Source organism: Kribbella sp. NPDC004536 (assembly GCF_042873835.1).
Lineage (GTDB): Bacteria > Actinomycetota > Actinomycetes > Propionibacteriales > Kribbellaceae > Kribbella.
Map to the genome: position 1 here is coordinate 2,703,389 of NZ_JBIALY010000001.1, position 24,833 is coordinate 2,728,221.

A 24,833-nucleotide genomic window follows, 5' to 3' on the forward strand; every position below is an offset into this window, starting at 1 on the left:
GTCCTGATGTGTAAACATCTTTCGACTTCACCTAGAACGACGGTCGGAGAGTGACATGAGAGTCTGGCGAGCTATGGGTGTTCTCGGCGCGACAGCGGGCCTGTTGCTGAGTGGGCTGACCGGCACGGCGTCGGCCGTGGAGCAGCAGAACTGCACGCCGAGCGCGTCGACCCCGCTCCGGCAGTTCCGGGCGAGCTGGATCTCGTCGGTCGTGAACATCGACTGGCCGTCGAAGACCGGGCTGAGCGCTGCGCAGCAGCAGGCCGAGCTGATCGGCTGGCTGGACGACGCGGTCCGGCAGCACCACAACGCGGTGATCCTGCAAGTACGTCCGACCGCGGACGCGTTCTGGCCGTCGAAGGTCGAGCCCTGGTCGCAGTACCTGACCGGCCACCAGGGCGGCGACCCCGGCTACGACCCGCTGAAATTCGCGGTCACCGAGGCGCACAAGCGGAACCTCGAGCTGCACGCCTGGTTCAACCCGTACCGGCTCTCGATGGGTACGGACCTGAACGCGCTGGTCCCGACGCACCCGGCGCGGCTGCACCCGGACTGGGTCGTGTCGTACGGCGGCAAGCTGTACTACAACCCCGGCATCCCGGCCGCCCGCAAGCTGGTCGAGGACGCGATCATGGACGCCGTCGCCAACTACGACATCGACGGCGTGCACTTCGACGACTACTTCTACCCGTACCCGGTCGCCGGGCAGACGTTCGACGACGCGGCGACGTTCGCGCAGTACAACGACGGCTACACGGACCTGAAGGACTGGCGCCGGCACAACATCGACCTGCTGATCCAGGAACTCGGCCAGAAGATGCACGCGATCAAGCCGTGGATCAAGTTCGGCATCTCGCCGTTCGCGGTCTGGCGGAACAAGGCCACCGACCCGGAGGGCACCGACACCACGGCCGGCGTGCAGACCTACGACGACCTCGCCGCCGACACCCGCAAGTGGGTCCGCGAGGAGTGGATCGACTACATCGTGCCGCAGGTGTACTGGGCCCAGGGGTTCGCACCGGCCGACTACAGCAAGATCGTGCCGTGGTGGGCCGATCAGGTCCGCGGTACGCACGTGCACCTCTACATCGGCGAGGCGACGTACAAGGTCGGTACGTCGACGCAGTCGCCGGACTGGTCGGACCCGCAGGAGCTGAGCGACCACCTGGCGTTCGACAGCGCGATCCCCGAGGTGCAGGGGAACATCTTCTTCTCGGCGAAGGACGTCCGCGCGGATCGCCTCGGTGCGACGACGCTGCTGAACCACAACTGGTACTCGAAGCCGGCGCTGATCCCGGCGATGCCGGCCCTCGACTCGCGCGCACCGCTCCCGGCGCACGCGGTCCACGCGGCCCGTACCGCCGACGGCGTCCAGGTGAAGTGGTCGCGGACCTCGGCGGACACGACGTCGTACGCGATCTACCGGCGCGAACTGAAGGGCGGCGACCACTGCCCGGACAACGACGCGCGCAACCTGCTCACAACGCTCCGCTCCACCGGCGCCACCCAGTCGTACGTCGACACCACAGCCACCCCCGGCACCGCGTACCTCTACTCGATCACCGCCCTCGACCGCCTCGCCAACCAGAGCGTGCCGATCCCGGCGCTGTCGATCCGCTGAGATCCTGCTAACGGTAGTGTTTACAGTCTGCTAACGGTAGTGTTCAGCCTCTGCTAACGGTAGTCTATGTTAGGTGGCAGAGTACCTGGAACGTGTCGTCGATGCTGAGCTGAACGAATTGCTTGCTGGGCTGCCGGCCGTCACCCTCGACGGCCCCAAGGGCGTCGGAAAGACCGCGACGGCGGCCCGGCGGGCGCGCACCGTCTATGCGCTGGACGACCCCGCGCGGCGACTGCTGCTCGAGGCCGAGCCGGATCGGCTGGATCGAGCCGATCCGCCCGTTCTGCTGGATGAATGGCAGTTACAGCCGCAAGTCTGGGACCAGGTTCGGCGCAGCGTCGACCGGGACGCGACGCCGGGCCGCTATCTACTGACCGGCAGCGCGAGCCCGGTGGACGCCCCTACTCACTCCGGAGCCGGGCGAATCGTCCGGTTGCGGATGCGCCCGATGTCGCTGTCGGAACGAGGCGTCGAGTCGCCGACTGTCAGCCTGCGTGGTCTGCTCACCGGTCACCGGGAGACTGTGCGTGGTACGACGGAACTGCAGTTGACGGACTACACCGAAGAGATCGTCCGGTCGGGCTTTCCCGGCATCCGGCCGCTCACCGACCGGCCCAGGCGTGCCCAACTTGCCGGGTATCTCGATCGGATCGTCGAGCGGGACTTTCCCGAGCAAGGGCATCTGGTGCGACGGCCTGCCACCTTGCGGGCATGGTTGGCTGCCTACGCTGCGGCAACTGCCACAACAGCCTCGTACAACGCGATTCTCGACGCGGCGACGGCCGGAGATACCGACAAGCCGGCGAAGACGACGACCATGGTCTACCGCGATGTGCTCAGCCAGTTGTGGTTGCTCGATCCAGTGGACGCCTGGTTGCCGACCCGGAATCGGCTGAGCCGGCTGGCTTCGGCACCGAAGCATCATCTCGCGGACCCGGCACTGGCGGCCGCGCTGCTCGGCGTCGGAGTCACCGCGCTGCTCGACGATGCGGTCAAGGGGCATCCAAGGATCCGTGACGGTGTCCTGCTCGGACAGTTCTTCGAGTCGCTGGTCACGCTCGACGTTCGTGTGTACGCCCAGGCGGCCGAGGCTGCCGTGCGACACCTCAGGACCAGGAACGGCGATCACGAAGTGGATCTGATCGTCGAACGCGCCGATCACCGAGTGTTGGCGATCGAGGTCAAGCTCGCGCCGTTCGTGACCGACGACGACGTGAAGCACCTGCTCTGGTTGCGGTCCGAGATCGGTGACGATCTTGTCGACGCGATGGTGATCTGCACCGGGACCGAGGCCTATCGGCGTCAAGACGGGATAGCTGTCGTCCCCGCAGCGCTGCTCGGCCCTTGAGCGTTACCGGCCTGGGAGCCCCGGCGAGGTCGTCGACGGCGTCGGGACTCCGGGGTTGGTCGGGGACGGCGGGAGGCTGGTGGGGAACGTGCCGGTCGGGAACGGGACCGTTGGTTGGGTGCCGGTGGGGATGGTTGGGGTCGGGAAGGTGGATGTAGTCCCCGTCGGGAAGCCGCTCGTGGATGAGGTGGGGAACGTCGGGGGCGGGGTTCGGGTCGGGGTTGGGGTGGGTGGGATCGACGGGAACGGGTTTGCTGGAGGTGGTGGGTAGATCTGGTAGACGCGGACCGTGCCGAGCTGGAACCTCAGCTCGGTCAGCTTGTCCAGGTTCTTCGGTGGTGCGCTGACCCGGTCGTCGAGCAGCAGCCACTGCACGTCGTACTTCGTCCGCAGCGTCTCGATCGTCTGCCGCGTCGGGTTGCTGAACACCTCGTCGTTCAGTTCCAGCAGGTCCTGGTTCCGGTACGGTCCCTGCACCCCGGCCGGATAGCTGTCGTCGACCCGTGCCTGGTACGCCCATCCTTCGACCAGCACCCGCCGCTCGGCGTACCCGGCGATCCAGTACGACCCGGTCTGGCAGTGCGACGCCCGCGCCTGGTGGCAGTGCACGTTGGTGGCGATCCGGTCGTCCGACCCGGAGTTGCGGCGGATGAACCGAGCCGCCTCGATCCCGCCCGGCGCGATGGACTCGTACGACGTCAGCGGCGGGTTCGCGAACCGCCGTACGGACGCCACCGTCGGCGACACCGTCGTACCGAGCAGCACGGCCACCGCGATCACCGCCCAAGTACGACGCGAACCGCGCAGCACCAGCCCGAACACACCGATCCCGAGCGCCGCGATCACCAGCGTCACCGCGAGACCCTGCCCGAAGCAGTTCGCCGACGTGCACGTACGCGGCGTCTGGTGCCGGCCCCAGTAGATCGCGGCGACTCCGATCGCGGCCGCGACGCCGGCGATCCAGTACTGCCGCCGCTCCAGCGAACCGAGTCCCCAGGTCGCGAGCAGGACGCCGAACACGAACCCGGTCCGTACGAAGAACAGTTGGGTGTCCCCACGATCCGCCAGCAGCGAGGCCAGCAGTACGGCGGCCACGAACCCGGCCAGCAGGAACATCACCATCACGTCGCGCCGCTTGATCAGCAACGCCCCGACGATCGGTAGCACCCACCCGATCACGACCACCGCCGCGATCACCGGAACCGCGCCACCGCCGCCCATCCGATCCGCCAGGCTCTCGAACGCCGCCCCTGGATCGAACCGCACCGTCGACGCTGCGCCGCGCAGTACGAAGAAGAACGTCAACGCGTACGCCGCCGCAACGCCCACGCCGAGCACCAACGCGCGCAGGTTCAACCGCCCCGCGCGGACCGTGAGGTAGATCCACGCGACCGCCAGCCCCGTCGCATAAACCGGCAGCGTGGTCGCCTTCGTCAACGCCAGCGCCGCGACCAGCACCCCGGCCGTGACGAACAACCGGAACAGCTGTCCACGCGTCGTACCGGGCCGTCGCCGCAACAGCAATGTCGTCACCGCGATCAACGGCAACAACAGCACCGTCGAGAATGCCTGCGGCGGATTGGTCAGCTGGCCCAGCGAGAACGGCCCGTCCGCGAACACCCGGTCCGACACCGCCCACGGCCACGCGACGAGATCGCCTCCGGCGACCACCAGCCCGGCGGCGATCGGGGCGGCCACCGCGCGACCGGTCAGCAGCATCCCGACCGCGGCTGCGCCGAGCACGGTCAGCAGGATCCACAGGAACGGCGCCATCCGGTGCGTGAGTACGTCGAGCGGCACGCTGGTGATCCAGTGCGCGGAGGCGAGGTGTTCGTACGCCGCCCAGTGGCTCGTCAACCACCCGCCGTCGGCGTACGGGATCCGCGGCGGGAAGTGGTGCGTGACCTCACCCGCGATCGCGAGGTTGTGCGGAGCGTCGGAGTTCGGCCGCAGCGCCTCCGGACCGTCCAGCGGAATCAGGTGCGCGCCGACCCGGACGAACCAGGCGGCGGCGACGCCGACCGCGAGCATCACACCTGCCATCGACCACCACGGCGTCGGGCGCTCCGGCAGCTTGCGGCGCGGCAGCGCCCGCCACATCCCGAACGCGAGCGCGGGCATCAGCAGCGCCGCGAACGGCATGTCGAACAGCATCCCGAGCGGGTAGACCAAGGCCTCGACGGCCAGCCCGAACGCCGTGCCCAGGACGACGTCCGCGGCCAGCCAGCCGACGCCGCCGGTCAACCGCCGCCAGAACATCGTGCCCGGTACGACGATCACGACCAGCAGGTAGCCGAGGTACGCGGCCGGCATCCACACCGGGTGCGCCTGCAGCGCGACGAACCAGGCGATGGGCAGCACGGGCAGACTCACCAGCGCCGCGTTCCGCCTCCCAAGCCCGGCAGCACGACGCTTTCCCGGTCTGATCACCCGGCACAGTGTAGGAGCCGGACAAGGTCCGTCAGCCGTTTACCCCCGCGATCATCCCGTTTACACTCGGTAATCTCCCAGGCCACGCAGTGTTCGGGAGGTCCGATGCTCGCTCTCCACATCGCCGGAGTGCCAGTCGAAGAGGTTCTGCTCCCGGCCCTGGCAGCGGCCGGCCCGGCGATCGTCCTGGCCTGGCTCGAGCTTCGCTCGCGGATCAAACGCTTGACGGACCGCCAGCACTCATCAACCCCCTCCGAGGCGGGCGCGCCGGGCGCGGCGCAGCGTGACGGGTCCGGCGCACGGAGCGTTGGTGAGTGCGGGAGGTCCGGCGCTAGGCTTCGGGACTATGAGTTCGGTGGATCGGAGTCGGGTCAGGGAGTTGATGGGTGAGGTGATGACGGCTCAGGGCCGCGCATTGCCGGCCGACGACACGGCGGATCTGCGGGATATCGGGTTCCGGTCGCTGGACTTCTCCGAGCTGGCCCTCCGGGTGGAGGACGAGCTCGGCGACGAGCTGAACTTCGACGCCCCTGGGCTGCGCCGGATCGCGACGGTCGGCGACGTACTGGACTTCATCGAGCAACTCCAGTCGGCGTGACTGCGCCGATGACTGGCCACCGGCGTACGACCGCCCTGATCGGCGACGACAACACCGTCGTCGTCGGAGGCAAGCGGCTGACCTGGCGGACGCTGCACAAGCTGCCGCAGCTCCCGTCACCCGCGGCCGTACTGGTGGACAACGGCGGCGACGCGCTCGCCGCGCTCCGGCACCACGCGGTGCACGGCACCGAGCTGCTGGTCGCGACCGAGTCCCGGGTCGACGAGCGGATGCGCGAGGAGCTGGGCGAGTCCGGTTTCGCGATCGTGCTGCCCGATGGGGCAGTCACCCCGGCCAGGCTACGGCGGGTCGAGGAGTCCGGCCGCGCCTGGCTGCTGACGTCCGGCTCGACCGGCCGCCCGAAGCGGATCGGCCACACCCTCGAATCCCTGACCACAGTCACCGGCGATCAGCCGCCGCGGACCTGGCTCCTGCCGTACTCGCCGGGGACGTACGCGTGGTGGCAGGTCGTCACGCTCTCGCTGACCCAGCCCGACCAGGGCCTGGTCGTGATCGAGCCGCACGAACTCGAGGACTGGCCGGCGATCGCGACCGAGCACGGCGTGACGGCCGCGTCCGGTACGCCGACCTTCTGGCGGCAGGCGATCTACCGCGACGCCGACGCGCTGGCCGCCGTACCGCTGGCACAGCTCACGCTCGGCGGCGAACCGGTCGACCAGGCGATCCTCGACCAGCTCCGGGAGATCTTCCCGACGACCCGGATCTCCTGGATCTACGCGTCCTCCGAGGTCGGCGCGTCGATCGTCGTACACGACGGCAAGGCCGGTTTCCCGAAGTCCTGGCTGGACCGCGACCCCGACCCGGAGCGGCCGGTGCTGAGCGTCGAGCGCGACGAGCTGGTGATCCGCTCGCCGCACCACGGCGCGGGCCTGGTCGGCGCCGTACACACCGGCGACCGGGTCGAGTACGACGGCGACCGCGTCCTGATCACCGGGCGGCTGGACACCGACGAGATCAACGTCGGCGGTTCGAAGGTCTCGGCCGGGATCGTCCGCAACGTGCTGATGGGCCACCCCGGCGTCTCGTGGGCGCGGGTGTTCGCGCGCAAGGCGCCGCTGGTCGGCCGGATGGTCGCGGCCGAGGTGGTACCGAACCGGTCGCTCGGCCCGATCACCGACGCGGACCTGGTCCAGTGGTGCTCGAACCGGCTGCCGGACTACGGCGTGCCGCGACGGATCAAGTTCCTCGACGAGATCCCCCAGAAGGAAACCCTGAAGAGCGATGTCTGACACTGTGGTGCCGCCCGCGTCGGTCGTGCTGGTCTCCGGCGGGTCCCGCGGCCTCGGCCTGGCGATCGTCACCGACCTGCTCGCCGCCGGCCTGAAGGTCGCCGCGTTCGCGCGGACCGTCACCCCTGAACTGACGGTGCTCGGCGAGAAGTACCCGGAGCACCTGCACTACGGCTCTGTCGACGTCAACGACGCCGCGGCCGGGCAGGCCTTCGTTCGTGAGGTGGAGACCACGCTGGGGCCGATCGATGCCTTGGTCAACAATGCGGCGATCGGCCAGGACTCGCTGCATGTCCACACGTCCGCGGAGCACCTGGCCGAGATCATCCAGACGAACCTGACGTCGCCGCTGATCCTGACCCGGTTCGTACTTCGCCGGATGCTGGCGAAGGGTCTCAAAGGCCGGATCGTCAACATCACCTCGATCTGCGCTCAGCGCGGTTACCCCGGGCTGGTCGCGTACTCCGCCACCAAGGGCGGAATGGACGCGGCCACCCGTTCGCTCGCGCGCGAACTGGGCGGCCGCATCCTGGCCAACGCCATCGCTCCCGGTTTCTTCGCCTCCGAGATGTCCGCGGTTCTCGGCCAGACCCAACTCGACCAGATCACCCGCCGCACCCCCACCGGCCGCCTGACCGAACCCGAAGACGTCCTCCCGTTGGTCCGCCTGCTCCTCCTCGACAACACCAACCTCAACGGCCAGGTCCTGGTCGTCGACGGCGCCGCCTCGATCTAGCCACCAGCCGGGGCCGTGCACAGGTAATGGGGGCCGGGCCCCGGCAATAACCTGTTCACGGCCCCCGCCGCGCGGACACGCCCCCCGCGGCTGGCTCGGCCTCCGGCGCGCGGTCAGTCGGCGGCGACCGCTTCGGCGGGCTTCGGGGTCGGGCGGAGCCAGGTCCAGGGGCGGACGGTGAGGATGATCATCGTCAGGCTGACTGCCGCGTAGACCAGCGAGCCGATGAAGGCCGCGTGGACGCCGTCGACCAGGACCTCGCGGGGGATCCGCGATGTGGAGTTGCGGCTGGCCGTACCGAAGATCGTGACCAGGATGCCCAGGCCGAGCGCACCGCCGACCTGCTGGACGACGTTCAGCATGCCGGACGCGGCGCCCGAGTCCTCGGGTGCGACGCCCGCGATGGCCCGGCCGACCAGCGGGATGAAGATCATCCCGGCGCCCGCTCCGAACAGCACCATCGGCCCGACCACGTCGTGCAGGTACGCACCGTGCGACCCGAGCCGGGTCAGCCAGATGGTTCCGAGCGTCACCAGCGTGGACCCGGCCAGCAGCAGCTTGCCGCTGTCGATCCGCGCGACCAGCTTCGGCACGATCCGCGACGCGGCGAACAGCAGACCGGTCATCGGCAGGAACGCCAGCCCGGCCGCGAGCGGGCTCAGCGCGAGCACACCCTGCAGGTACTGTGTCATGAAGAAGAACATCCCGAACATCGTCCCGACCACGAGCAGCATGGTCAGGTACGACGCCGAGCGCACCGGCGAACGGAACAGCCGCAGCGGCACGATCGGGTGGCTGACCCGCTGCTCGATCAGCACGAACGCGACCAGCAGGACGACGCCGACCGCGAACGCGACCAGTACCTCCGGCGACGACCAGCCCTTCTCGGCGACCCGGATGAACCCGAACACCAGCGAGGTGATGCCGAGCGTCGAGGTGAGCGCGCCGGCCAGGTCGAACCGGCCGGTCTCCCGCTCGGTCTCGGTCAGTACGCGGCGCGCCGCGAACACCAGCGCGATCCCGATCGGGACGTTGATGAACAGGCCCCACCGCCAGGACGCCCACTCAGTGAGCATGCCGCCGAGCACCAGCCCGACGCTGCCGCCGCCGGACGAGATCAGACTGTAGTACCCGAGCGCCTTCATCCGCTCGGGACCTTCGCGGTAGGTGAGCATCAGCAGCGTGAGCGCCGCCGGGGCCGCGATCGCGCCGCCGATGCCCTGCAGGACGCGGGCGGCGAGCAGCAGTTCGGCGTTCGGGGCGAGACCGCCGAGCAGCGAGGCGAGCGTGAAGACGCTGACGCCGGTGACGAACACCCGGCGGCGGCCGAGCAGGTCGCCGGCCCGCGCGCCGAGCAGCAGCAGACCGCCGAACGCGAGCGCGTAGGCGTTCTGCACCCAGGACAGACTGGACGGGCTGAAGTGCAACGCCTCCCGGATGTGGGGCATCGCGATGTTCACCACGGTGGCGTCGAGGATCACCATCAGCTGGGTGACCAGGATGACTGCGAGTACTACCCCGGGACGCCGGGCAGGCGTACCGGAATCGGCGCCGGCCGGCGCCGCGGTTGTTGCCGACATAGTGCTCCTTACCCCAGAGGGGCTACAGTTGAGAGAGAAAGCGGAGACTTCCTCCGGATACAATACGGAGGCATCCTCCGCTTTGCAAGCGATATTGTGGGCGAACCCTCTGGGAGGAGGTTGGATGGCGTCGCAACCCTTGCCGTGCACGCGGCCGACCCGTGCGGACGCGGCCCGGAACTACGACCGTCTGGTGACGGCCGCCCGGGAGACGTTCGCCGAGCACGGCACCGACACGTCGCTGGAGGAGATCGCCCGCCGGGCCGGCGTCGGCATCGGCACGCTGTACCGCCGGTTCCCGAACCGGACGGCGCTGCTCGAGGCGGTCTACGTCGACGAGATCCAGTCCCTCGTCGACCGTGCGTACGACTTCGACAAGCAGTTCCCGCCGTTCGATGCGCTGGCCGCGTGGCTGCGCAGCTTCGTCGGGTACGGCCTGTCCAAGAAGAGCCTCTGGCAGGAGCTGGTGCTTGCCATCGGCAGGGAGTCGCCGTTCTTCCAGGCCTGCAAGCTGAACGTCCAGGAGGCCGGGAATCTGCTGCTGGACAAGGCGAAGGCGTCCGGTGACGTCCGGCCGGAGCTGGAGCTGGCGGACGTGATGCGGTTGGTCGGCGGCATCTCACACTCACCCGACACGCCACCCGAGCAGGCCCACCGCCTACTGGACATCGTGCTCTGCGGTCTCAGGCCCGCAGCTGAGCCAGCGAAGGGTTAGCCGCGTCCTTCGCGGTGTACTTGAGCTCCAGGTCGGGCCACTCGATCGCCAGCTCGGGGTCGAACGGGTCGACCGCGACCCGCTCCGGCGACCAGTGCTCGTTCACCAGGAAGTTGTACGTCGTGTGCGGCGTCAGCGTGCAGAACGAGTTCCCCACGCCGCGCGGCACGTAGAGCGCGTCCGCCGTGCCGAGCTCGAACGTCTCCACCCGGCCGAACGCGGCACCGGGGCGCAGCTCCACGATCGCGACGAACACTCGGCCGGACGAGGGTGACAGGTACTTGTCCCAGGGCTCGGCGTGGATCCCGCGGACGATGCCGGACTCCTCGAAGTACGCGACGTTGTGCTGTACGACGTCCATCCCGAGCTCGGCGAGCTTCGCGCGGTGGAAGTTCTCCTTGAACCAGCCGTCGTCGTTCGGCTGGACGTCGAGCTCGATCCGCAGCACCCCGTCGATCGACGTCCGGTGCGCCTTCACCGGCGTACCTGCCGACGGGCGTCGAGCTGGGCCTGGTCGGCGGCGGTCAGCCCGGCGTGCCACCCGGCGCCGTTGGTGATCCGCGTCCGGCGGGTCCTCGTGTTCGGGAAGAGCTGGGTGAACAACGCGTCCACCTGCTCCTCGCGTTTCGCCAGCACCGGCAGCAACCGGCCCGCGTCCGCTTCGGGTACGGCGGCCTGGGTCGCGGCGGCGGTCTGCTCCAGCCGTTCACCGATCCGTTGCGCGTACGCCATCAGGAACGACTGCCGGAACGACCGCGTCCGGGACTCGCCGCGATGACCGATGTGCTTGCCCGCGGCAATCATTGCGCGGTTCGCCTGCACGAGCAGGGAAGTGCTGAGGATCTCGGTGTGCTGAAGGTCGACCTCCGCGCCGACGATCGTGACCACGGCCAGGTCCTCGATCACGACCGTACGGCACCGGTTCGCCGCGGCGACCGCGCCGACCAACTGCGCCTTGGCCGAGACGTACGGCGTATCCACCCACAGCCGGCGCCCTGCCGAGTCGTCCGGAAGCTCCTCCTCCGCAGCCTCCAGCAACGCATGGTCCAGTGAGAACTTGGCCATCAGCTCCTGCGCCTTCCCGGACAGTGCTTCCGCCTCGTCCGGGAACTCGGTCGCCTCCGCCTTCGCCAGCAGGGCCCGGATCCGCGCGAGCATCTTCCCGTTCGCCGGTACGACGGGTTGTGCGTGGCGGACCGGCGTACCGGGCAGGGGGTACAGCCGGGCGAGCACCGGCAGCGTCTGCAGGAAACCGGCCAGCGACAGGGCGTGGTGCAAGGTGAGGTAGCGGCCGACCCGTGCGGTGGCGCTCCAGTCCGTCAGGCTCAGCTTCGTGAACGGCTGCGGCACGCCGAGGTCCGTCAGCTGGGCGAGCCAGTTCGGATCGATCGTGGCGGCTTTGTACGTCACGTGTTCCGCCGAGATTGCGGCCAGCAACAACGGCTCCACCCCGGCGTCCAGGTTGCGGCGCCCGTGCTGCGCCACGTCGGCGGGCGCCCAGCCGCGTTCCCAGGTCGAGCGGAGCAGACCGGCGAGGAACACCTGCAGGCAGCGGTCCACCTGCCCCTGGTCGCGTTCGTCGTACGCACCGAGGCGCGCCAGTTCCGTGTCCGCCCGGTCGTCGCGCAAGGCAACGACCGCTGCCGCGATCGGCAACCGTTGCAGGATCTCCTCGTCACTCACGCCGCCGAGTGTGACACCCGGAGTATTTCCCGCTCAACCGGGACTCCGATCCCTTGTGGATAACCCGCGGGCTCTGAATCCTGACAGGAACAACCCAGGGGAGGGGAAGTTATGTCTCAGCTTGCGGAGATGGGGGTCGACGCGCTGCGTTCGACTCTGGAAGGGCCCGTACTGCTACCGGGCGACGAGGGGTACGACGACGCGCGCCGGCTGTGGAACGCCGCGATCGACAAGCACCCGGGCGTGATCGCCCGCTGCCGGACCGCGACCGACGTGAGCCGGGCGGTGCTGTTCGCCCGCGATCATGACCTGGAGATCGCGGTCCGCGGCGGCGCGCACAACCCGGGCGGCTCGAGCGGCGTCGACGATGGGATGATGATCGACCTCAGCCTGCTGAACGAGGTGACGGTCGACCCGGTCGCGAAGGTCGCCCGCGCGGGCGGCGGCGCGCTGCTCGGTCAGCTCGACGCGGCGGCACAGGAGTACGGCCTGGCGACACCGGCCGGCATGATCAGTCACACCGGTGTCGGCGGGCTCACGCTCGGCGGCGGAATGGGCTGGCTGACCCGGAAGTTCGGGCTCAGCATCGACAACCTGACCGCGGTCGAGATCGTCACCGCGGACGGGCAGATCCGCCGGGCGTCCGACGACGAGAACCCGGACCTGTTCTGGGCGGTCCGCGGTGGTGGCGGCAACTTCGGCGTGGTCACCGAGTTCGAGTTCCGGCTGCACGAGGCCGGGCCGATGGTCCAGTTCGGTCTGGCGTTCTGGGATCTCGACCGTGGTGCCGACGTGCTCCGGACGGCGCGTACGGTGATCCCGAACCTGCCGGACGACGTCAACATCGTGGTCGGTGCGATCAGCGCGCCGCCGGCGCCGTTCGTACCGGAGGAACTGCACTTCAGGCCGGGCTACGCGTTGATCGTGATCGGCTTCGGGTCCGCCGAGGAGCACGCCGGTGTCCTGGACGAGATCCGGACGGCGGTTCCGCCGCTGTTCGAGTTCGCGAGCCCGATGCCGTACGTCGGCCTGCAACAGATGCTGGACGAGGCGAACGGGTGGGGCTTCCACGCCTACGACAAGGGCTTCTACCTGGACGACTTCACCGACGAGGCGATCGCGGTGATCACCGAGTACGTACCGCAGAAGCAGTCACCCGGCTCGGTGATGCTGGCCTACCGACTCGACGGCGCCTACTCGAAGGTGCCCGACGACGCGACCGCGTTCAGCGGTAGCAGGAGGCCCGGCTACGGCGTCTTCATCGTCGCGGTCTGCCCGACGCCGGAACTGCTCGAGCACGACCGGGCCTGGACCCGGTCGTTCTGGGACGCGATGCTGCCAGTCAGCCGGGGCAAGGGGAGCTACGTGAACGCGATCAGCGACCTGGTGGACGTGGACGACCGGGTGCGGGCGTCGTACGGCCCGAAGTACGACCGGCTGGCCGCGATCAAGGCGACGTACGACCCGGACAACCTGTTCCACCGGAACGCGAACATCAGGCCAGCGGCAACTGGAAGTTGACGAACTTCTGCTGGGTCGTGAAGCCGAGGTTCTCGTACAGGCCGAGCGCACCGGTCGGGTTGTCGGCGTCGACGCCGAGCGCAGCCCGCTGGTAGCCGGCCTGTGCGGCCTCGGCGAGTGCCTTCGCCAGCGCCGCGCGGGCCAGCCCGCGGCCGCGGTACGCGCGCCGGGTGCCGACCTGGCCGATGTACAGCTCGCGGACGCCGGTCACCTCGGTGTCGGCCTCCCACTCGAAGCAGTTCACGTACGACGCCACGGTCTCGCCGTCGAGCACGTAGTACGACTGGGTGCCGCGGAACGCCCGCGATCCGATCGACCGGGACCGCCAGAGGTCGGGCGTCGGCGGCGTCCAGCCCCAGTGGTCGGAGAACGCCTCGTAGTGGGCGATCCGCAGTTCCTCGTCGTGGGCGGCGTCGTACGACGTCAGCTGCAGGCCGTCCGGTACTGCCACCTCGGGGACCGGCTGGTCGAGCCGGCGGCGCATGTCGAAGAAGTAGCGCTCCGGCTTGAAGCCCAGGCCCTGCAGCAGCGCGGTCGCGCCGGCGTTCGTGCTGGCGGCGCCGGCGGCGGCGTACCCGGGAGCCTCCGGATGGGTCGCGGTGTGCAGTTCACCGGCGCGGTCGATCTGCCATCGCATCAGCAGCGTGCCGAGACCGCGCCGCCGCCACTCCGGGTGGATCGTGCCGTCGGTGTGCACCCGGTCGACGTCGACCACGGCCTGCGCGACCCGGACGATGCCGTACCCGATCATCCGGTCGCCGGACCACAGCGTGATGCTGCCGCGTTCCAGGTCGAGGCCGGGGCGTTGCAGGTCCTCGGCGAGATCCTCGGCGCTGAAGTTCTCGCCGTACTGGTCGGCCTTCTCCTTGGCGGCGTGCAGCTCCGCCCACGCCTCGACGTCGTCCAGCGTCAGCGGTCGCGCCGCGATCCCATCCGGCCAGTTCATGGCTCGAAGGTACGGCGTCCGCCGGGCCACGGCACGCCAATTAACGGAGTTGCTCCGCGAGCCAGCGAACCGCCATCGGGTACCGGTACTCGATCCCGCCGTGGGTGCCCTCGAACAGCTCGAAGTGCATCCGGCCGTCCGGTACGCCGGCCTCCCGCGCCGCCCGGTGGAATGCGGTCGCGCCGAGGTCCAGGTAGTACTCGTCCTGACGGCCGGCGTCGATCCACACCGCCCGCAGCGAGCGGAGCGCCTCGGCGTACTGCTCCTGCTTCGCCATCTCCACCGGGTCGAAGGACATCCACCGCGACCACACCTCCGGCACGATCGCGCCGAGGTCGTCGAACGGCAGCAGTACGGTCCCGTCGGGCTCGGCGGAGTACGCCGACGCGTAGCCGTACATCTCCAGCAGGTGCAGGTCCTCCATCGTGGTCCGCCCGGCCCGGGTCTCCAGTACTTCGAAGTACTTCTCGAAGCTGCCGTCGTACTTGTCCCGCAACGTCCGTGCCCGCACCGGGAACTCCGGCCGGTAGCAGACGTCGAACAGCGCATCGCCCGCGTGCGTCGCGAGCGCGCCGAACACGTCGGGCCGCAGTAGCGGCGTGACCATCGCGGTGTACCCGCCGCTCGACTTCCCGGTGATTGCGCGGTGGTCGCGGCCCGGGACCGTCCGGTACGTCGCGTCGATCCACGGCACGATCTCGTCGCACAGGTACGACTGGTACTGCCCGGTCCCGGGCGAGTCGAGGCACTGGCTGCCGCCGTACTTCGTCCACGAGTCGACGAACACCACGACCGCCTTCGGCGCACCCTCCTCGGCGAACATCGCGTCGAGGAGCTCCGGGTACGGCTGGCGGAACGGGGTGCGGTTGAACCACATGCCGACGTGACCGGTGTAGCCCATCGTCACGTAGATCGACGGGTACCGCTCGTCCGACTCGTCGTACCCCGGTGGCAGGTAGACCAGTACCGGCCGCTCGTGCGGGTCGCCGAGCGGGTTCCCGCGCAGCAGCTCACTCGTGTACGTCGTCTGGTCCAGGCGTCCTTTGTACTCGACGGACCACGGCAGCATGCGGTACCTCCTACATCGCGTCGGGGGCCTCGATCCCCAGCAGGCCGAGTCCATCCTGCAACACCTTCCGGGTTGCCGTGCAGAGGGCGATCCGGCTTGCTCTCGTCTCGCCTTCACTGCTCAGCACCGGGCACTGCTCGTAGAAGACCGACAGCGCGGACGCCACGTCGTACAGGTAGGTGCAGAGTCTGTGCGGCTGGAGCGTCTCGGCGACCTGCTCGACCGTGGTGGCGAAGCCGGTGAGGAGCAATGCCAGCCGTTGCTCTGCCGGCTCTGTGAGGACCGTGACCTCCTTTGATGGCACAGCCTTCGACAGGAGTCTGGTGAGCCGGGCGTGGGCGTACTGCAGGTACGGGCCGGTGTTGCCGGTCATCGCGACCATCCGGTCCAGGTCGAACACGTAGTCGTTGCCCCGGTCGCTGAGAGGTCGGCGTACTTCACGGCGCCGATCCCGACGGCCAGTGCCGTCGCCTCCCGGCCGTCGCTCGCAGCACGTTCCACGGCACTGTTCAACAGGTCGACGAGCTTTACCGTGCCGCCTTCTCTTGTTTTGAAGGGCTTTCCGTTCGGTCCTAGTACGGTGCCGAAGGAGACATGCTCTGCCGGAACGTTAAGCCAGCCGGCTGTTCTTGCGAGCGTGAAGATCATGTCGAAGTGCAGTGCTTGGCGGTGGTCGACCACGTAGACGATCCGGTCGGCGTGCAGGGTGCTGACCCGGTGGCGTACGGCGGCCAGATCTGTTGCGCTGTAGCCGAAGCCTCCGTCGGATTTGCGAATGATCACCGGAAGCGGACTGCCGTCGCGGCCCTGGAACCCTGGGAGGAAAGCGCACATGGCACCGTCCGACTGGGTCAGGAGGCCTTGGGCGTCCAGTTCGGCGACGACCCGGGGGAGGTCGTCGTTGTAGGCGCTCTCTCCGACGATGTCCTGTCTGGTGAGGTTGGTGCCCAGTAGGGCGTAGACCTTGTCGAAGTCGTCCAGTGAGACCTCGACCATGTGCCGCCACATTGCCCGGGTCTCCGGATCGCCGGACTGCAGTGCGACCACTCTGAGCCGGGCCTTGTCCGCGAAGTTGCCATCGGCATCGAAGTGCTTCCGGCTCCGCTCGTACAGGTGCTGCAATCCCTCCAGATCGAGGGATTCCGCCGCGATGCCCTCTTCGAGCAGCTGCTCGATCATCATCCCGTACTGGGTGCCCCAGTCGCCGACGTGGTTCTGCCGGATCACGTCGTACCCGGCGTACGTCAGTACGTTGCACAACGCGTCGCCGATCACCGTGGACCGGAGGTGGCCGACGTGCATCTGCTTCGCGACGTTCGGCTGCGAGTAGTCGACGACGACCTGTTGACCGTTGCTGCTGAACGTCTGCGGCTCGTTCACCGCCTTCGCCAGCGTCTGCGGCAGCAGCGTCAGGTTGATGAAGCCTGGCCCAGCGATCGACGGTTTGTGGCAGAGGTCGTCGAGCTGCATGGCTTGGACCAGCCGCGCGGCGATCTCCCGCGGTGGTTGGTTCAGCTCGTTGCCGATCCGGAGCGCGAGATTGGTCTGGTAGTGGCCGAACTCGGGTCTGGTGCTCGACCGCAGCTCGGGATCGTACGTACCGAACGCGGCCGCGGCGGCTTGGATTCTCTGGGACAGGACAGGCAGCAGTGCGGACATGACAGAGTCCTTCAAGGGGAGACGCGACCGGAACAGGCTGAGGTGTCGGAGACGCCCTCTAGACAGTGCGTCGTCGTCGCAGGCTGAAGCGCACGCGAAGGGCGTGGGACGGCTTCAGGCTGATCGACATGTCAGCCATTATGCACGAAGTACGCCGACGGTGCGGGAGTCCGGTCCGCCAGCGGCACGATCGCCGGTACGTCGGTCTCGCCCAGGAACACCCGCCGGACCACCCGTTCGGCCGCGTGCCCGTCGTCGAACTCGCAGAACTTCTCCCGGAACAACTGCCGGTGCTTGGCCGCCTCCGGCGCGGCGAACGTACCGCTGCGGAGGGTGGCGAACAGCTCGCCGGCGGAGCGTGCCACCACGCCGGGCGAGAACTCGGTGACGTCGAAGTACGTGCTCTGCCGGCTGTCCTCGTCGACGTGCAGCACGATCGGGCGGTCCAGGTTCGCGTAGTCGAAGGTGATCGACGAGTAGTCCGAGACCAGCACGTCGGCGGCCAGCATCAGGTCCTCGACCGGTGCCTTGGGCAACAGTACGTGGGCGTTCGGCCCGGCGGCGAGGGCCAGCTGGGCCGGGTCGAGCCCGTCGCCGGCCGTCGGCGCGTACAGGATCACCAGCTGCGAGTCGTCGTACCCGAGCCCGGCCCGGATCGCCCGGACCTCGTCGAGCGTGGCGGTCAGCAGCCGGTCGTTGCGCGGGTACCCGTACTCGAGCTCCTCGAAGTACGCCGGGTACGTCCGCTCCCAGATCTCCGAGGAGTACCGGTTCGAGGACAGGTTGAAGTCCCAGCGGTCGACCTCGCGCATCAGCTCCTCGAGATCCAGGTCGGTGCCCGTGCGGCGCAGGTCGATCCCGACGGTCTTCAGCGGCGTACCGTGCTGGGTCTGCAGGTGGACCTGGCCCTCGCGCTTGTCCAGGTCGGCCGGCCAGTTGGTGTTGCTGACGAAGTACGTCGCCTTGCCGAGCAGCTTCTCGTACGCCGGGGAGCCCGCGACGACGTACTCGACGCCCTCCGGGATCGCGGCCAGGTGCTCGTTGCCGACCACCCACACACCACGCAGGTGCGGCGCGAGCTCGGCGGCCTTCTCGTAGATCGCCCGCGGGTTCCCGGCGTACTGCGTGAACCCGTACGCGGCGTACGCGACCAGGTTCGGGTCGAGCTTGCCGCGGCGCAGCAGCTTGCCGACGGTCTTCCGCGGACTCGGGACCTGCAGCATCCGGGCGCTCAGCTTCAGCGTCGAGTACGTCGCGTAGTCGTCGTGGATCAGCAGCCAGCGCTTGAACCCGCGCGCGGTCCGGTCGGCGCTGTAGCCGTCGGGTTTCCAGCGCTTGGCGAACGCGTGCGCGGCGTGGAAGAACTCGGCGCGGTCGTCCGGGTCGATCCGCTCGGGCTTCGCCAGGACGGCGAGGATGTGGTCCAGCGACCGGTCGAACGCGAACCGGTGCCAGCCGGTCAGCTCCGGGTCGGACTGGATGAACGCGTGCACCCGGTCGTACTGGTCGAAGATGTCCCACTGCCGGCGCCCGCTGGTGGCGTGGATGTTGCCGCCGGTGCGGTGCTGGCGGTAATGCACGACGATCCGGTCGAGGGTCGCGATCCGCTCGGCGGTCAGCATCGTCGAGTACGTCCACGGAGCGTCCTCGTAGAAGCCGGACGTGAACGCGAAGCCGTGCCGGGTGAGGAACTCGCGGCGGTACGCCTTGTTCCAGACGACCTCGAGGAAGGTCAGGAAGATCGGCCGCTCGGCGGCCGTGAACACCCCGGCGCCCTCCCGCGCGAACGCGTCGTGTCGCTGGCTGCCGAGCACCCGGCCGTCCCAGAAGACCCGCTCGTAGTCGAACATCACGATGTCCGGCCGGTCGGTGTCGTCGATCCGCCTGGAGATCGCTGCCAGCGACCCCGGCGTGTAGACGTCGTCGGCGTCCAGGAACAGCACGTACTCCCCGCGGCACTCCTTCAGCCCGGCGTTCCGGGCCGGACCGAGGCCGACGTTCTCCTCCAGGTGCAGCACTCGCACCCGGGGGTCGACCGCGGCGTACTCGTCGAGGATCCGGCCGGACCCGTCCGGGTCGGCGTCGTCCACCCCGATCACCTCGAAGTCGGTGAACGACTGCGCGAGCACCGAGTCCAGACACGGCCGCAACCACGCCCGCGAGGCATGGCACGGGACGACGACGCTGAACTTGGGGGCCATGCTCCGTCATCTTAGAGGTCGCGCGAAGAGGTGACGCCGTCGCGAGCGACGTCCCACGGGGTGCTGGGCAAGGCGGAGGAGGGAGGCAGGGCGGAGCCCTGTCGACCGACGACAACGCCGCCCAGTGCGCCGTGGGGCGGCGCGTAGCAGGCGTCACCTCTTCGCGGGACCTCTTAGAGTCAGGGCATGAGTGTTGATGTGTTCGAGCCGTTGGCGGGGCTGGAAGGGGTCGGGTCGGCGGCGCAGGCGGCCCGGGACGCGGTCGACGTGCTGCTCCGGGACCGCGGGCTGCGGCGGGTCGGTTCGGACATGACCGCGGAGGCGCTGCTGCGCGGCGCGCACGCCTCGGCCGCACTGGCCGGTAGTACGTCGGGTGTGGACGACGTACGGCGAGGTGACGCGGACGGGCTCGCTTCGGGGGCCGTGCGGATGACCGGTGAGCTGATGGCGCTCGCGTCCCAGGCGGACAAGGCGCCGGTGCAGGTCTGGACCAGACTGCACCAGTTGGCGGCGGCCGACCTGGTCGGAGCGGACCAGTTGGGCCACCTGCGGACCAGTGCGGAACCGGCGCCCGACGACATCCCGGGGCTGCCGCCGGCGCCCGCCGCGGACGAGATGTGGGAGCGGTTGAGCGCTCTCGCGCAGAACCTCACCCGGCCGACCAAGGCTCCGGGGCTGGTGGTCGCCGCGATCGTGCACGCCGAGCTGGCCGTCCTGCGCCCGTTCCCGATTGCCAACGGGCTCGTTGCCCGGGCCGCCGAACGCTGCCTGTTGGTTGCCCGAGGCATCGATCCGGTCGCGGTCACGGTGCCCGAAGGTGGTCACTATGTGTTGCGGGCAACGTATCCATCGGCCCTCACCGACTACACAGCGCGAGGTTTGACCGGCGTTCGTGATTGGTTGCTGCGGTCCTGCGAAGTAGTGACAAAAGGTGCCGAACTCTCACCGCTGGCAGCGGCCTCCTGAGCTTGTTCAAAAGCGTGCGAACGGCGCTCTCACGGGGAGAACGCCGTCGCTGGCACGTCGCCCGGGTTACCATGCGTGCACCGGTTTGCCGCCTCAGGACTGAGCCTGGGTCGCGCTGCCCCTTTGGGATGGGCTGGTCGCCGCGTGGGTGCCTGGGTTGTCGTGCAATCTCTACCGGACCCGAAGGCCCTTTGTTGATTCCTTTGTACTCCTGAAACCCCTTTCTGTGAAGGGGATGCGGCGTCTTCATGGAGTTGAGAACAATGAAGCTATCTTCAGCTTTCAGCTGCTCCGGGCACGTCGGCGCGACGCCAGCAGGAAGGCTCCGGCGACCACCGCCGCGACCACGCCGGCCGCCAGGGCGGGTCGCCGGACGGTAGGGAATCCAGTGTGCTCCGCAGGCTCGGCGAACTCCAGGACAGGCCAGCCGCGCTCGACCGCTACCCGGCGCAACGCCTTGTCCGGGTTGACCGCGAAGGGGTGCCCGACGGCGGCCAGCAACGGCTCGTCGGTGATCGAGTCCGAGTAACCGTAGGAGGTCGCGAGGTCGTAGCCCTCGGTCGCCGCCAGCGCCTCGATCGCGGTCACCTTGTGCGGACCGTACGCGTACTCGGCGATCTCGCCCGTGTACTTGCCGTCGGCAACGACCATCCGGGTGGCGATCACCTTGTCGGCGCCGAGCATCGCGCCGATCGGCTCGACCACCTCGGCGCCGGACGAGGAGACGATCACCACGTCCCGGCCGGCCCGGTGGTGCTGCTCGATCAGGTCGACCGCCTCGGCGTGGATCATCGGCCGGACGATGTGGTCCAGGGTGTCGGCGACGATCGCCTTCACGGTCGCGACGTCCCAGCCGGTGCACATCGCCGAGATGTACTCACGCATCCGCTCCATCTGGTCGTGGTCGGCGCCGCCGAGCAGGTAGACGAACTGGGCGTACGCGCTGCGCAGCACGGTCCGCCGGTTGATCAGCCCGCCGGCGTAGAACGGCCGCGAGAACGCGAGCGTGCTGGACCGCGCCAGAATGGTCTTGTCCAGATCGAAGAAAGCCGCCGCTCGTGCCGTGTCCGGGTCCGCCATGGAGACGAGGATATGCAGTCCGGCGAAACGCCCGGGGGACCCGGGCTTTTGTGTGGGCCGGTATCCCGTTAGACTGGTGAGCAGTGTGACAGTGACACTGGCTGCGAGCGCCCGATCGGGCGGGATCAGCACCTGGGTGACACGCCGTCGGTTGAAATCGAATCGAGATGTGTGAAACCTGGTCTTGGGGGGTACATACCCCCTGACAGTGGCAGACTGTCGCCTCCTGAACGGCCCCCGGCTCCTCCCCCCGAGCCCGTGGCCGAAGACGGCCCCCGGTCACCCCCCCGCCGGGGGCCGTCGCCTTTCTACCGTCAGGCCAAGAGCTTGTAAAGATTCTCGCTTTTCTGCGCGTGAGAGCGTTCCCACTTTATGCAGGGTCTTGACAATGTAATTGACTGGTCACAGTTTGTTAGGCATGAAACCGCCTGCACACCGCCCCCAGGCAGCGGTCGTCATCAGCCTGATCGCCGTAGTCATGGCCTTCCTGGTCCCCGGTTCCGCCTCCGCGGCCACCAACCTCGTCACCAATTCGGGCTTCGAGACCGGCACGCTGTCCGGCTGGAACTGCCCGGCCGGCGGCGTCACCACGTCCGACCCGCACTCCGGTTCGTACGCCCTGTCCGCGACGCCGAGCTCCAGCGACATCGCGCAGTGCTCGCAGTCGATTGCGGTCCAGCCCAATACGGCGTACACGCTGTCGGCCTGGGTCAAGGGTTCGAACGTCTACCTCGGCGTGGTCGGTGGTGCTTCGACCTGGACGACGAGCTCCGGCTGGACCCAGCTGACCGTGCCGTTCACGTCGACGGCTTCCACCGTCACGATCTACGTCCACAGCTGGTATGCGCTGCCCGCGTACCAGGCCGATGACGTCGTACTCGACGGGCCGGGCGGAGCGCAGGACACCACGCCGCCGTCGACGCCGGGTGGCTTGACCGTCGGCAGCCCGACCTCGAGTTCGCTTCAGCTGAACTGGTCGGCCGCGTCCGACGCGAACGGGATCGACCACTACGACGTCGTACGAGGAACCGGGGCTGCCACGAGCGTCGGCAACGTCACGTCGTGGACGGCAACCGGTCTCGCCGCGGCCACGACGTACTCGTTCAAGGTGCGGGCGTGTGACCCGAGCGGCAACTGCTCGCCGTACGGCGCCTCCGTGTCGGGCACCACCTCCGAAGGCGGGTCGAGCAGCGGCAGCTTGCCCGCACACGTGCTCACCGGGTATTGGCAGAACTTCAACAACGGCGCGACCGTGCAGAAGATCTCCGACGTACCGGCCGCGTACGACCTGATCGCCGTGGCCTTCGCGGACGCCGACTCAGCTCGCCCCGGTGCCATCACCTTCAACCTCGACAGTGCCGGCCTCGGCGGCTACACGGTCGCTCAGTTCAAGGCTGATATCGCCGCGAAGCAGGCCGCGGGCAAGAAGGTCATCCTGTCCGTCGGCGGCCAGAACGGCAGCATCTCCGTCGGCGACTCGATCGCCGCGGCCAACTTCGCCTCGAGTGCGCTGTCGGTCCTGCGCACGTACGGGTTCGACGGGATCGACATCGACCTCGAGAACGGCGTCAACGCGCAGTACATGGGTCAGGCGCTGCGGAGCCTGCAGAGCCAGTTCGGCAGCGGGCTGGTGATCACGATGGCGCCGCAGACGATCGACATGCAGAGCACGTCGATGGAGTACTTCAAGCTGGCGCTGGCGATCAAGGAAATCCTCACCATCGTCAACGTGCAGTACTACAACTCCGGCTCGATGAACGGCTGCAACGGCCAGGTCTACTCGCAGGGCTCGGTCGACTTCATCACCGCCCAGGCCTGCATCATGCTGCAGAACGGGCTGCGACCGGACCAGGTCGGCCTCGGTCTGCCGGCGTCGTCGCAGGCGGCCGGGAGCGGGTACGTCTCGCCGACGGTCGTCAACAACGCGCTGGACTGCCTGACCAAGGGCACCGGGTGCGGCGCGTACAAGCCGAGCTCTCCGTGGCCGTCGCTGCGTGGGGCGATGACCTGGTCGACGAACTGGGACGCGACGAACGGCAACCAGTTCGCGTCCCAGGTCGGCGGCCACGTGCACGGCCTGCCCTGATCATGCACAGCTATCGACCGGCTCCGGTGCTGGCGGCGCTCGGTGTCTGCTCGGAGGACGAGCAGCTCTACCGGGCGCTCCTGGCCCGCCCGGAGTCCACTGCGACCGACCTCACCCCGTACGTCGGCTGGCCCGCCAACCGGGTCGGCCGGCACCTACGATCGCTGTTGTCGCTCGGCCTGGCGTCCCGTACGCCAGGCCGTCCGGCCAGGTACGTTCCCGCCGTACCGGAGGCGGCAGTCGAGCTGCTCGCGCTGCGGAAGCAGGCCGCGATCGTGGAGGCCCGGCTGGGCGCTGCGACGCTCACGGCCGAGTTCCGGCAGCCCGACGCGTTCACGGTGATCCGCGGAGCCGAGGCGATCGCGCAGCGGTTGTACCAGGCGCAGCAGTGCGCCCGGGACGAAGTACTCGTCCTGGATCAGCTGCTGGTGTCGCCGCGGCACGGGGTGACCTGCCGGACGATCTACGACATGGCCACGCTCTCGTCGCCTGCTGATCTGGCGGCCGCCCGCTCGTCCGGCTGCCGGATACTGCGCGATATTCCGCTCAAGCTCGTGGTCGTCGACCGCCGGACAGCACTCCTGCCGACCGGCGCAGAGGTGGTCATTGAGCTTGGCCCGTCAAGTCTGCTTGACGCTCTGCTCCGTCTCTTCGACCTGTTGTGGCAACAGGCCAGCCCGCTGAGCCCTGCAGGCTGCGACGGCCCGTTGACGTCAGAAGATCAGCAGCTACTCTCGCTGGCCGCCGCGGGTCTCACTGACCAGGCCATCGCCCGTCGCCTGGGAGTCGCCCAGCGAACAGTGGAGCGCCGAATGCAACGCATTCTGCGTGCCTTGGACGCCACGACCCGCTTCCAGGCCGGCCTTCGTGCAGGACAGCAGGGCCTTCTGGTTTAGTCGGTGACGTCGGCCACGGTGGCTTTGAGGGCCTTCGTGAGCGTTTGGGCGTCGACCGTGATGCCCACGCCGTGGTCGCCGCCGCCGATGGAGATCGTGCCGGTGATCCGCTCGTCTGCGATCACCGGCCAGTCGTGCGTGCTGCCGAGCGGCGTGATCGTCCCGCGGACGTACCCGGTGACGTCGTACGCCGTGTCCTTGTCCGGCATCGAGATCCGGTTCACGCCGAGCAGCGCCCGTAACTTCGGCCACGCGATCTCGCGGTCGCCCGGCACCAGGACGAACCGGTAGTCGTCGTCGGCCAGCCGTACGACGATCGTCTTGATCAGCCGGGCCGGCTCGATGCCGCGCGCGGCCGCGGCTTCCTCCAGCGAGTTCACCCGGCCGTGCCTGGTCACCTCGTAGGTGAGCCCCAACTGGTCAGCAGCATCGGTCGCCTTGGTCACCT

Annotated in this window: 19 protein-coding genes and 1 pseudogene; 10 read left to right on the forward strand and 10 right to left on the reverse strand. The window is 68.7% G+C overall.

All coding sequences use genetic code 11. The features are described from left to right. The first annotated feature begins 55 nt into the window (after positions 1-55). Together ACFYRU_RS13555 and ACFYRU_RS13560 are read left to right on the forward strand one after the other, a co-directional pair. On the forward strand, positions 56-1,621 hold the full coding sequence (locus tag ACFYRU_RS13555; protein WP_387657269.1) for a glycoside hydrolase family 10 protein: 1,566 nt from the start codon (positions 56-58) through the stop codon (positions 1,619-1,621). Between the two features lie 73 nt (positions 1,622-1,694). Continuing rightward, positions 1,695-2,969: an ATP-binding protein gene (locus tag ACFYRU_RS13560; RefSeq protein WP_387657271.1), complete on the forward strand. Its 1,275-nt coding sequence runs from the start codon at positions 1,695-1,697 to the stop codon at positions 2,967-2,969. A 3-nt stretch (positions 2,970-2,972) separates the two neighbouring features. Here ACFYRU_RS13560 and ACFYRU_RS13565 read toward each other — a convergent pair whose 3' ends face one another. Continuing rightward, entirely contained in the window at positions 2,973-5,399 is a 2,427-nt protein-coding gene (locus tag ACFYRU_RS13565; RefSeq protein WP_387657274.1) for a hypothetical protein, read from the reverse strand. Between the two features lie 346 nt (positions 5,400-5,745). On the opposite strand from ACFYRU_RS13565, the gene ACFYRU_RS13570 reads away from it, so the two are divergent. Genes ACFYRU_RS13570 through ACFYRU_RS13580 form a run of 3 tightly spaced genes read left to right on the forward strand, consistent with a single transcriptional unit; the run spans position 5,746 to position 7,983 of the window. Beyond that, the gene (locus ACFYRU_RS13570) at positions 5,746-5,997 is read left to right on the forward strand and encodes a phosphopantetheine-binding protein (RefSeq protein WP_141857424.1); all 252 of its coding nucleotides are present in this window, start codon (positions 5,746-5,748) and stop codon (positions 5,995-5,997) included. An 8-nt stretch (positions 5,998-6,005) separates the two neighbouring features. Continuing rightward, entirely contained in the window at positions 6,006-7,247 is a 1,242-nt protein-coding gene (locus ACFYRU_RS13575; protein WP_387657277.1) for an AMP-binding protein, read from the forward strand. Then, positions 7,240-7,983, forward strand: coding sequence for an SDR family NAD(P)-dependent oxidoreductase (locus ACFYRU_RS13580; protein ID WP_387657280.1), 744 nt, complete (start codon positions 7,240-7,242; stop codon positions 7,981-7,983). Before ACFYRU_RS13575 ends, ACFYRU_RS13580 begins: the two co-directional genes overlap by 8 nt. Positions 7,984-8,096: 113 nt before the next feature. On the opposite strand, the gene ACFYRU_RS13585 is transcribed toward ACFYRU_RS13580, so the two are convergent. Further along, the gene (locus ACFYRU_RS13585; protein ID WP_387657283.1) at positions 8,097-9,563 is read right to left on the reverse strand and encodes an MFS transporter; all 1,467 of its coding nucleotides are present in this window, start codon (positions 9,561-9,563) and stop codon (positions 8,097-8,099) included. Positions 9,564-9,687: 124 nt separating this feature from the next. Here ACFYRU_RS13585 and ACFYRU_RS13590 point away from each other — a divergent pair, with 124 nt between their 5' ends. Then, positions 9,688-10,278, forward strand: a complete 591-nt coding sequence (locus tag ACFYRU_RS13590) for a TetR/AcrR family transcriptional regulator (protein ID WP_387657286.1) — start codon at positions 9,688-9,690, stop codon at positions 10,276-10,278. Here the strand turns inward: ACFYRU_RS13590 and ACFYRU_RS13595 are convergent. After that, positions 10,247-10,756 carry a dTDP-4-dehydrorhamnose 3,5-epimerase family protein gene (locus ACFYRU_RS13595; RefSeq protein WP_387657289.1) on the reverse strand — a complete coding sequence of 170 codons (510 nt, stop codon included), beginning with the start codon at positions 10,754-10,756 and terminating at the stop codon, positions 10,247-10,249. The genes ACFYRU_RS13590 and ACFYRU_RS13595 overlap by 32 nt on opposite strands. Further along, complete coding sequence (locus ACFYRU_RS13600; protein ID WP_387657291.1) at positions 10,753-11,961, reverse strand: DUF2786 domain-containing protein; 1,209 nt, start codon at positions 11,959-11,961, stop codon at positions 10,753-10,755. The genes ACFYRU_RS13595 and ACFYRU_RS13600 overlap by 4 nt, the downstream gene beginning before the upstream one ends. A 111-nt stretch (positions 11,962-12,072) precedes the next feature. On the opposite strand from ACFYRU_RS13600, the gene ACFYRU_RS13605 reads away from it, so the two are divergent. After that, on the forward strand, positions 12,073-13,482 hold the full coding sequence (locus tag ACFYRU_RS13605; protein ID WP_387657294.1) for an FAD-binding oxidoreductase: 1,410 nt from the start codon (positions 12,073-12,075) through the stop codon (positions 13,480-13,482). Here the strand turns inward: ACFYRU_RS13605 and ACFYRU_RS13610 are convergent. The 4 genes and pseudogenes from ACFYRU_RS13610 to ACFYRU_RS13625 form a co-directional block, all read right to left on the reverse strand. Then, on the reverse strand, positions 13,457-14,428 hold the full coding sequence (locus ACFYRU_RS13610; RefSeq protein WP_387657296.1) for a GNAT family N-acetyltransferase: 972 nt from the start codon (positions 14,426-14,428) through the stop codon (positions 13,457-13,459). The genes ACFYRU_RS13605 and ACFYRU_RS13610 overlap by 26 nt on opposite strands. 40 nt (positions 14,429-14,468) lie before the next feature. Next, positions 14,469-15,497 (reverse strand): alpha/beta hydrolase-fold protein, encoded by a 1,029-nt coding sequence (locus ACFYRU_RS13615; RefSeq protein WP_387657299.1) that lies wholly within the window; start codon positions 15,495-15,497, stop codon positions 14,469-14,471. Positions 15,498-15,507: 10 nt separating this feature from the next. Continuing rightward, positions 15,508-17,156, reverse strand: a pseudogene (argS, locus tag ACFYRU_RS13620) (arginine--tRNA ligase). Between the two features lie 131 nt (positions 17,157-17,287). After that, positions 17,288-19,357: a CDP-glycerol glycerophosphotransferase family protein gene (locus ACFYRU_RS13625; RefSeq protein WP_387657301.1), complete on the reverse strand. Its 2,070-nt coding sequence runs from the start codon at positions 19,355-19,357 to the stop codon at positions 17,288-17,290. Between the two features lie 186 nt (positions 19,358-19,543). Here ACFYRU_RS13625 and ACFYRU_RS13630 point away from each other — a divergent pair, with 186 nt between their 5' ends. After that, positions 19,544-20,323: a cell filamentation protein Fic gene (locus ACFYRU_RS13630; RefSeq protein WP_387657304.1), complete on the forward strand. Its 780-nt coding sequence runs from the start codon at positions 19,544-19,546 to the stop codon at positions 20,321-20,323. Between the two features lie 282 nt (positions 20,324-20,605). Here the strand turns inward: ACFYRU_RS13630 and ACFYRU_RS13635 are convergent, their stop codons facing one another. Beyond that, the gene (locus tag ACFYRU_RS13635; protein ID WP_387657307.1) at positions 20,606-21,403 is read right to left on the reverse strand and encodes an HAD family hydrolase; all 798 of its coding nucleotides are present in this window, start codon (positions 21,401-21,403) and stop codon (positions 20,606-20,608) included. A gap of 418 nt (positions 21,404-21,821) precedes the next feature. Between ACFYRU_RS13635 and ACFYRU_RS13640 the strand changes: the two genes are divergently transcribed. After that, positions 21,822-23,489, forward strand: a complete 1,668-nt coding sequence (locus ACFYRU_RS13640) for a chitinase (RefSeq protein ID WP_387657309.1) — start codon at positions 21,822-21,824, stop codon at positions 23,487-23,489. A gap of 2 nt (positions 23,490-23,491) precedes the next feature. Continuing rightward, the gene (locus ACFYRU_RS13645; protein ID WP_387657312.1) at positions 23,492-24,385 is read left to right on the forward strand and encodes a helix-turn-helix domain-containing protein; all 894 of its coding nucleotides are present in this window, start codon (positions 23,492-23,494) and stop codon (positions 24,383-24,385) included. On the opposite strand, the gene ACFYRU_RS13650 is transcribed toward ACFYRU_RS13645, so the two are convergent. Then, on the reverse strand, positions 24,382-24,831 hold the full coding sequence (locus ACFYRU_RS13650; protein ID WP_387657315.1) for an aminoacyl-tRNA deacylase: 450 nt from the start codon (positions 24,829-24,831) through the stop codon (positions 24,382-24,384). The two genes, ACFYRU_RS13645 and ACFYRU_RS13650, sit on opposite strands and share 4 nt — an antisense overlap. Positions 24,832-24,833 lie beyond the last annotated feature (2 nt).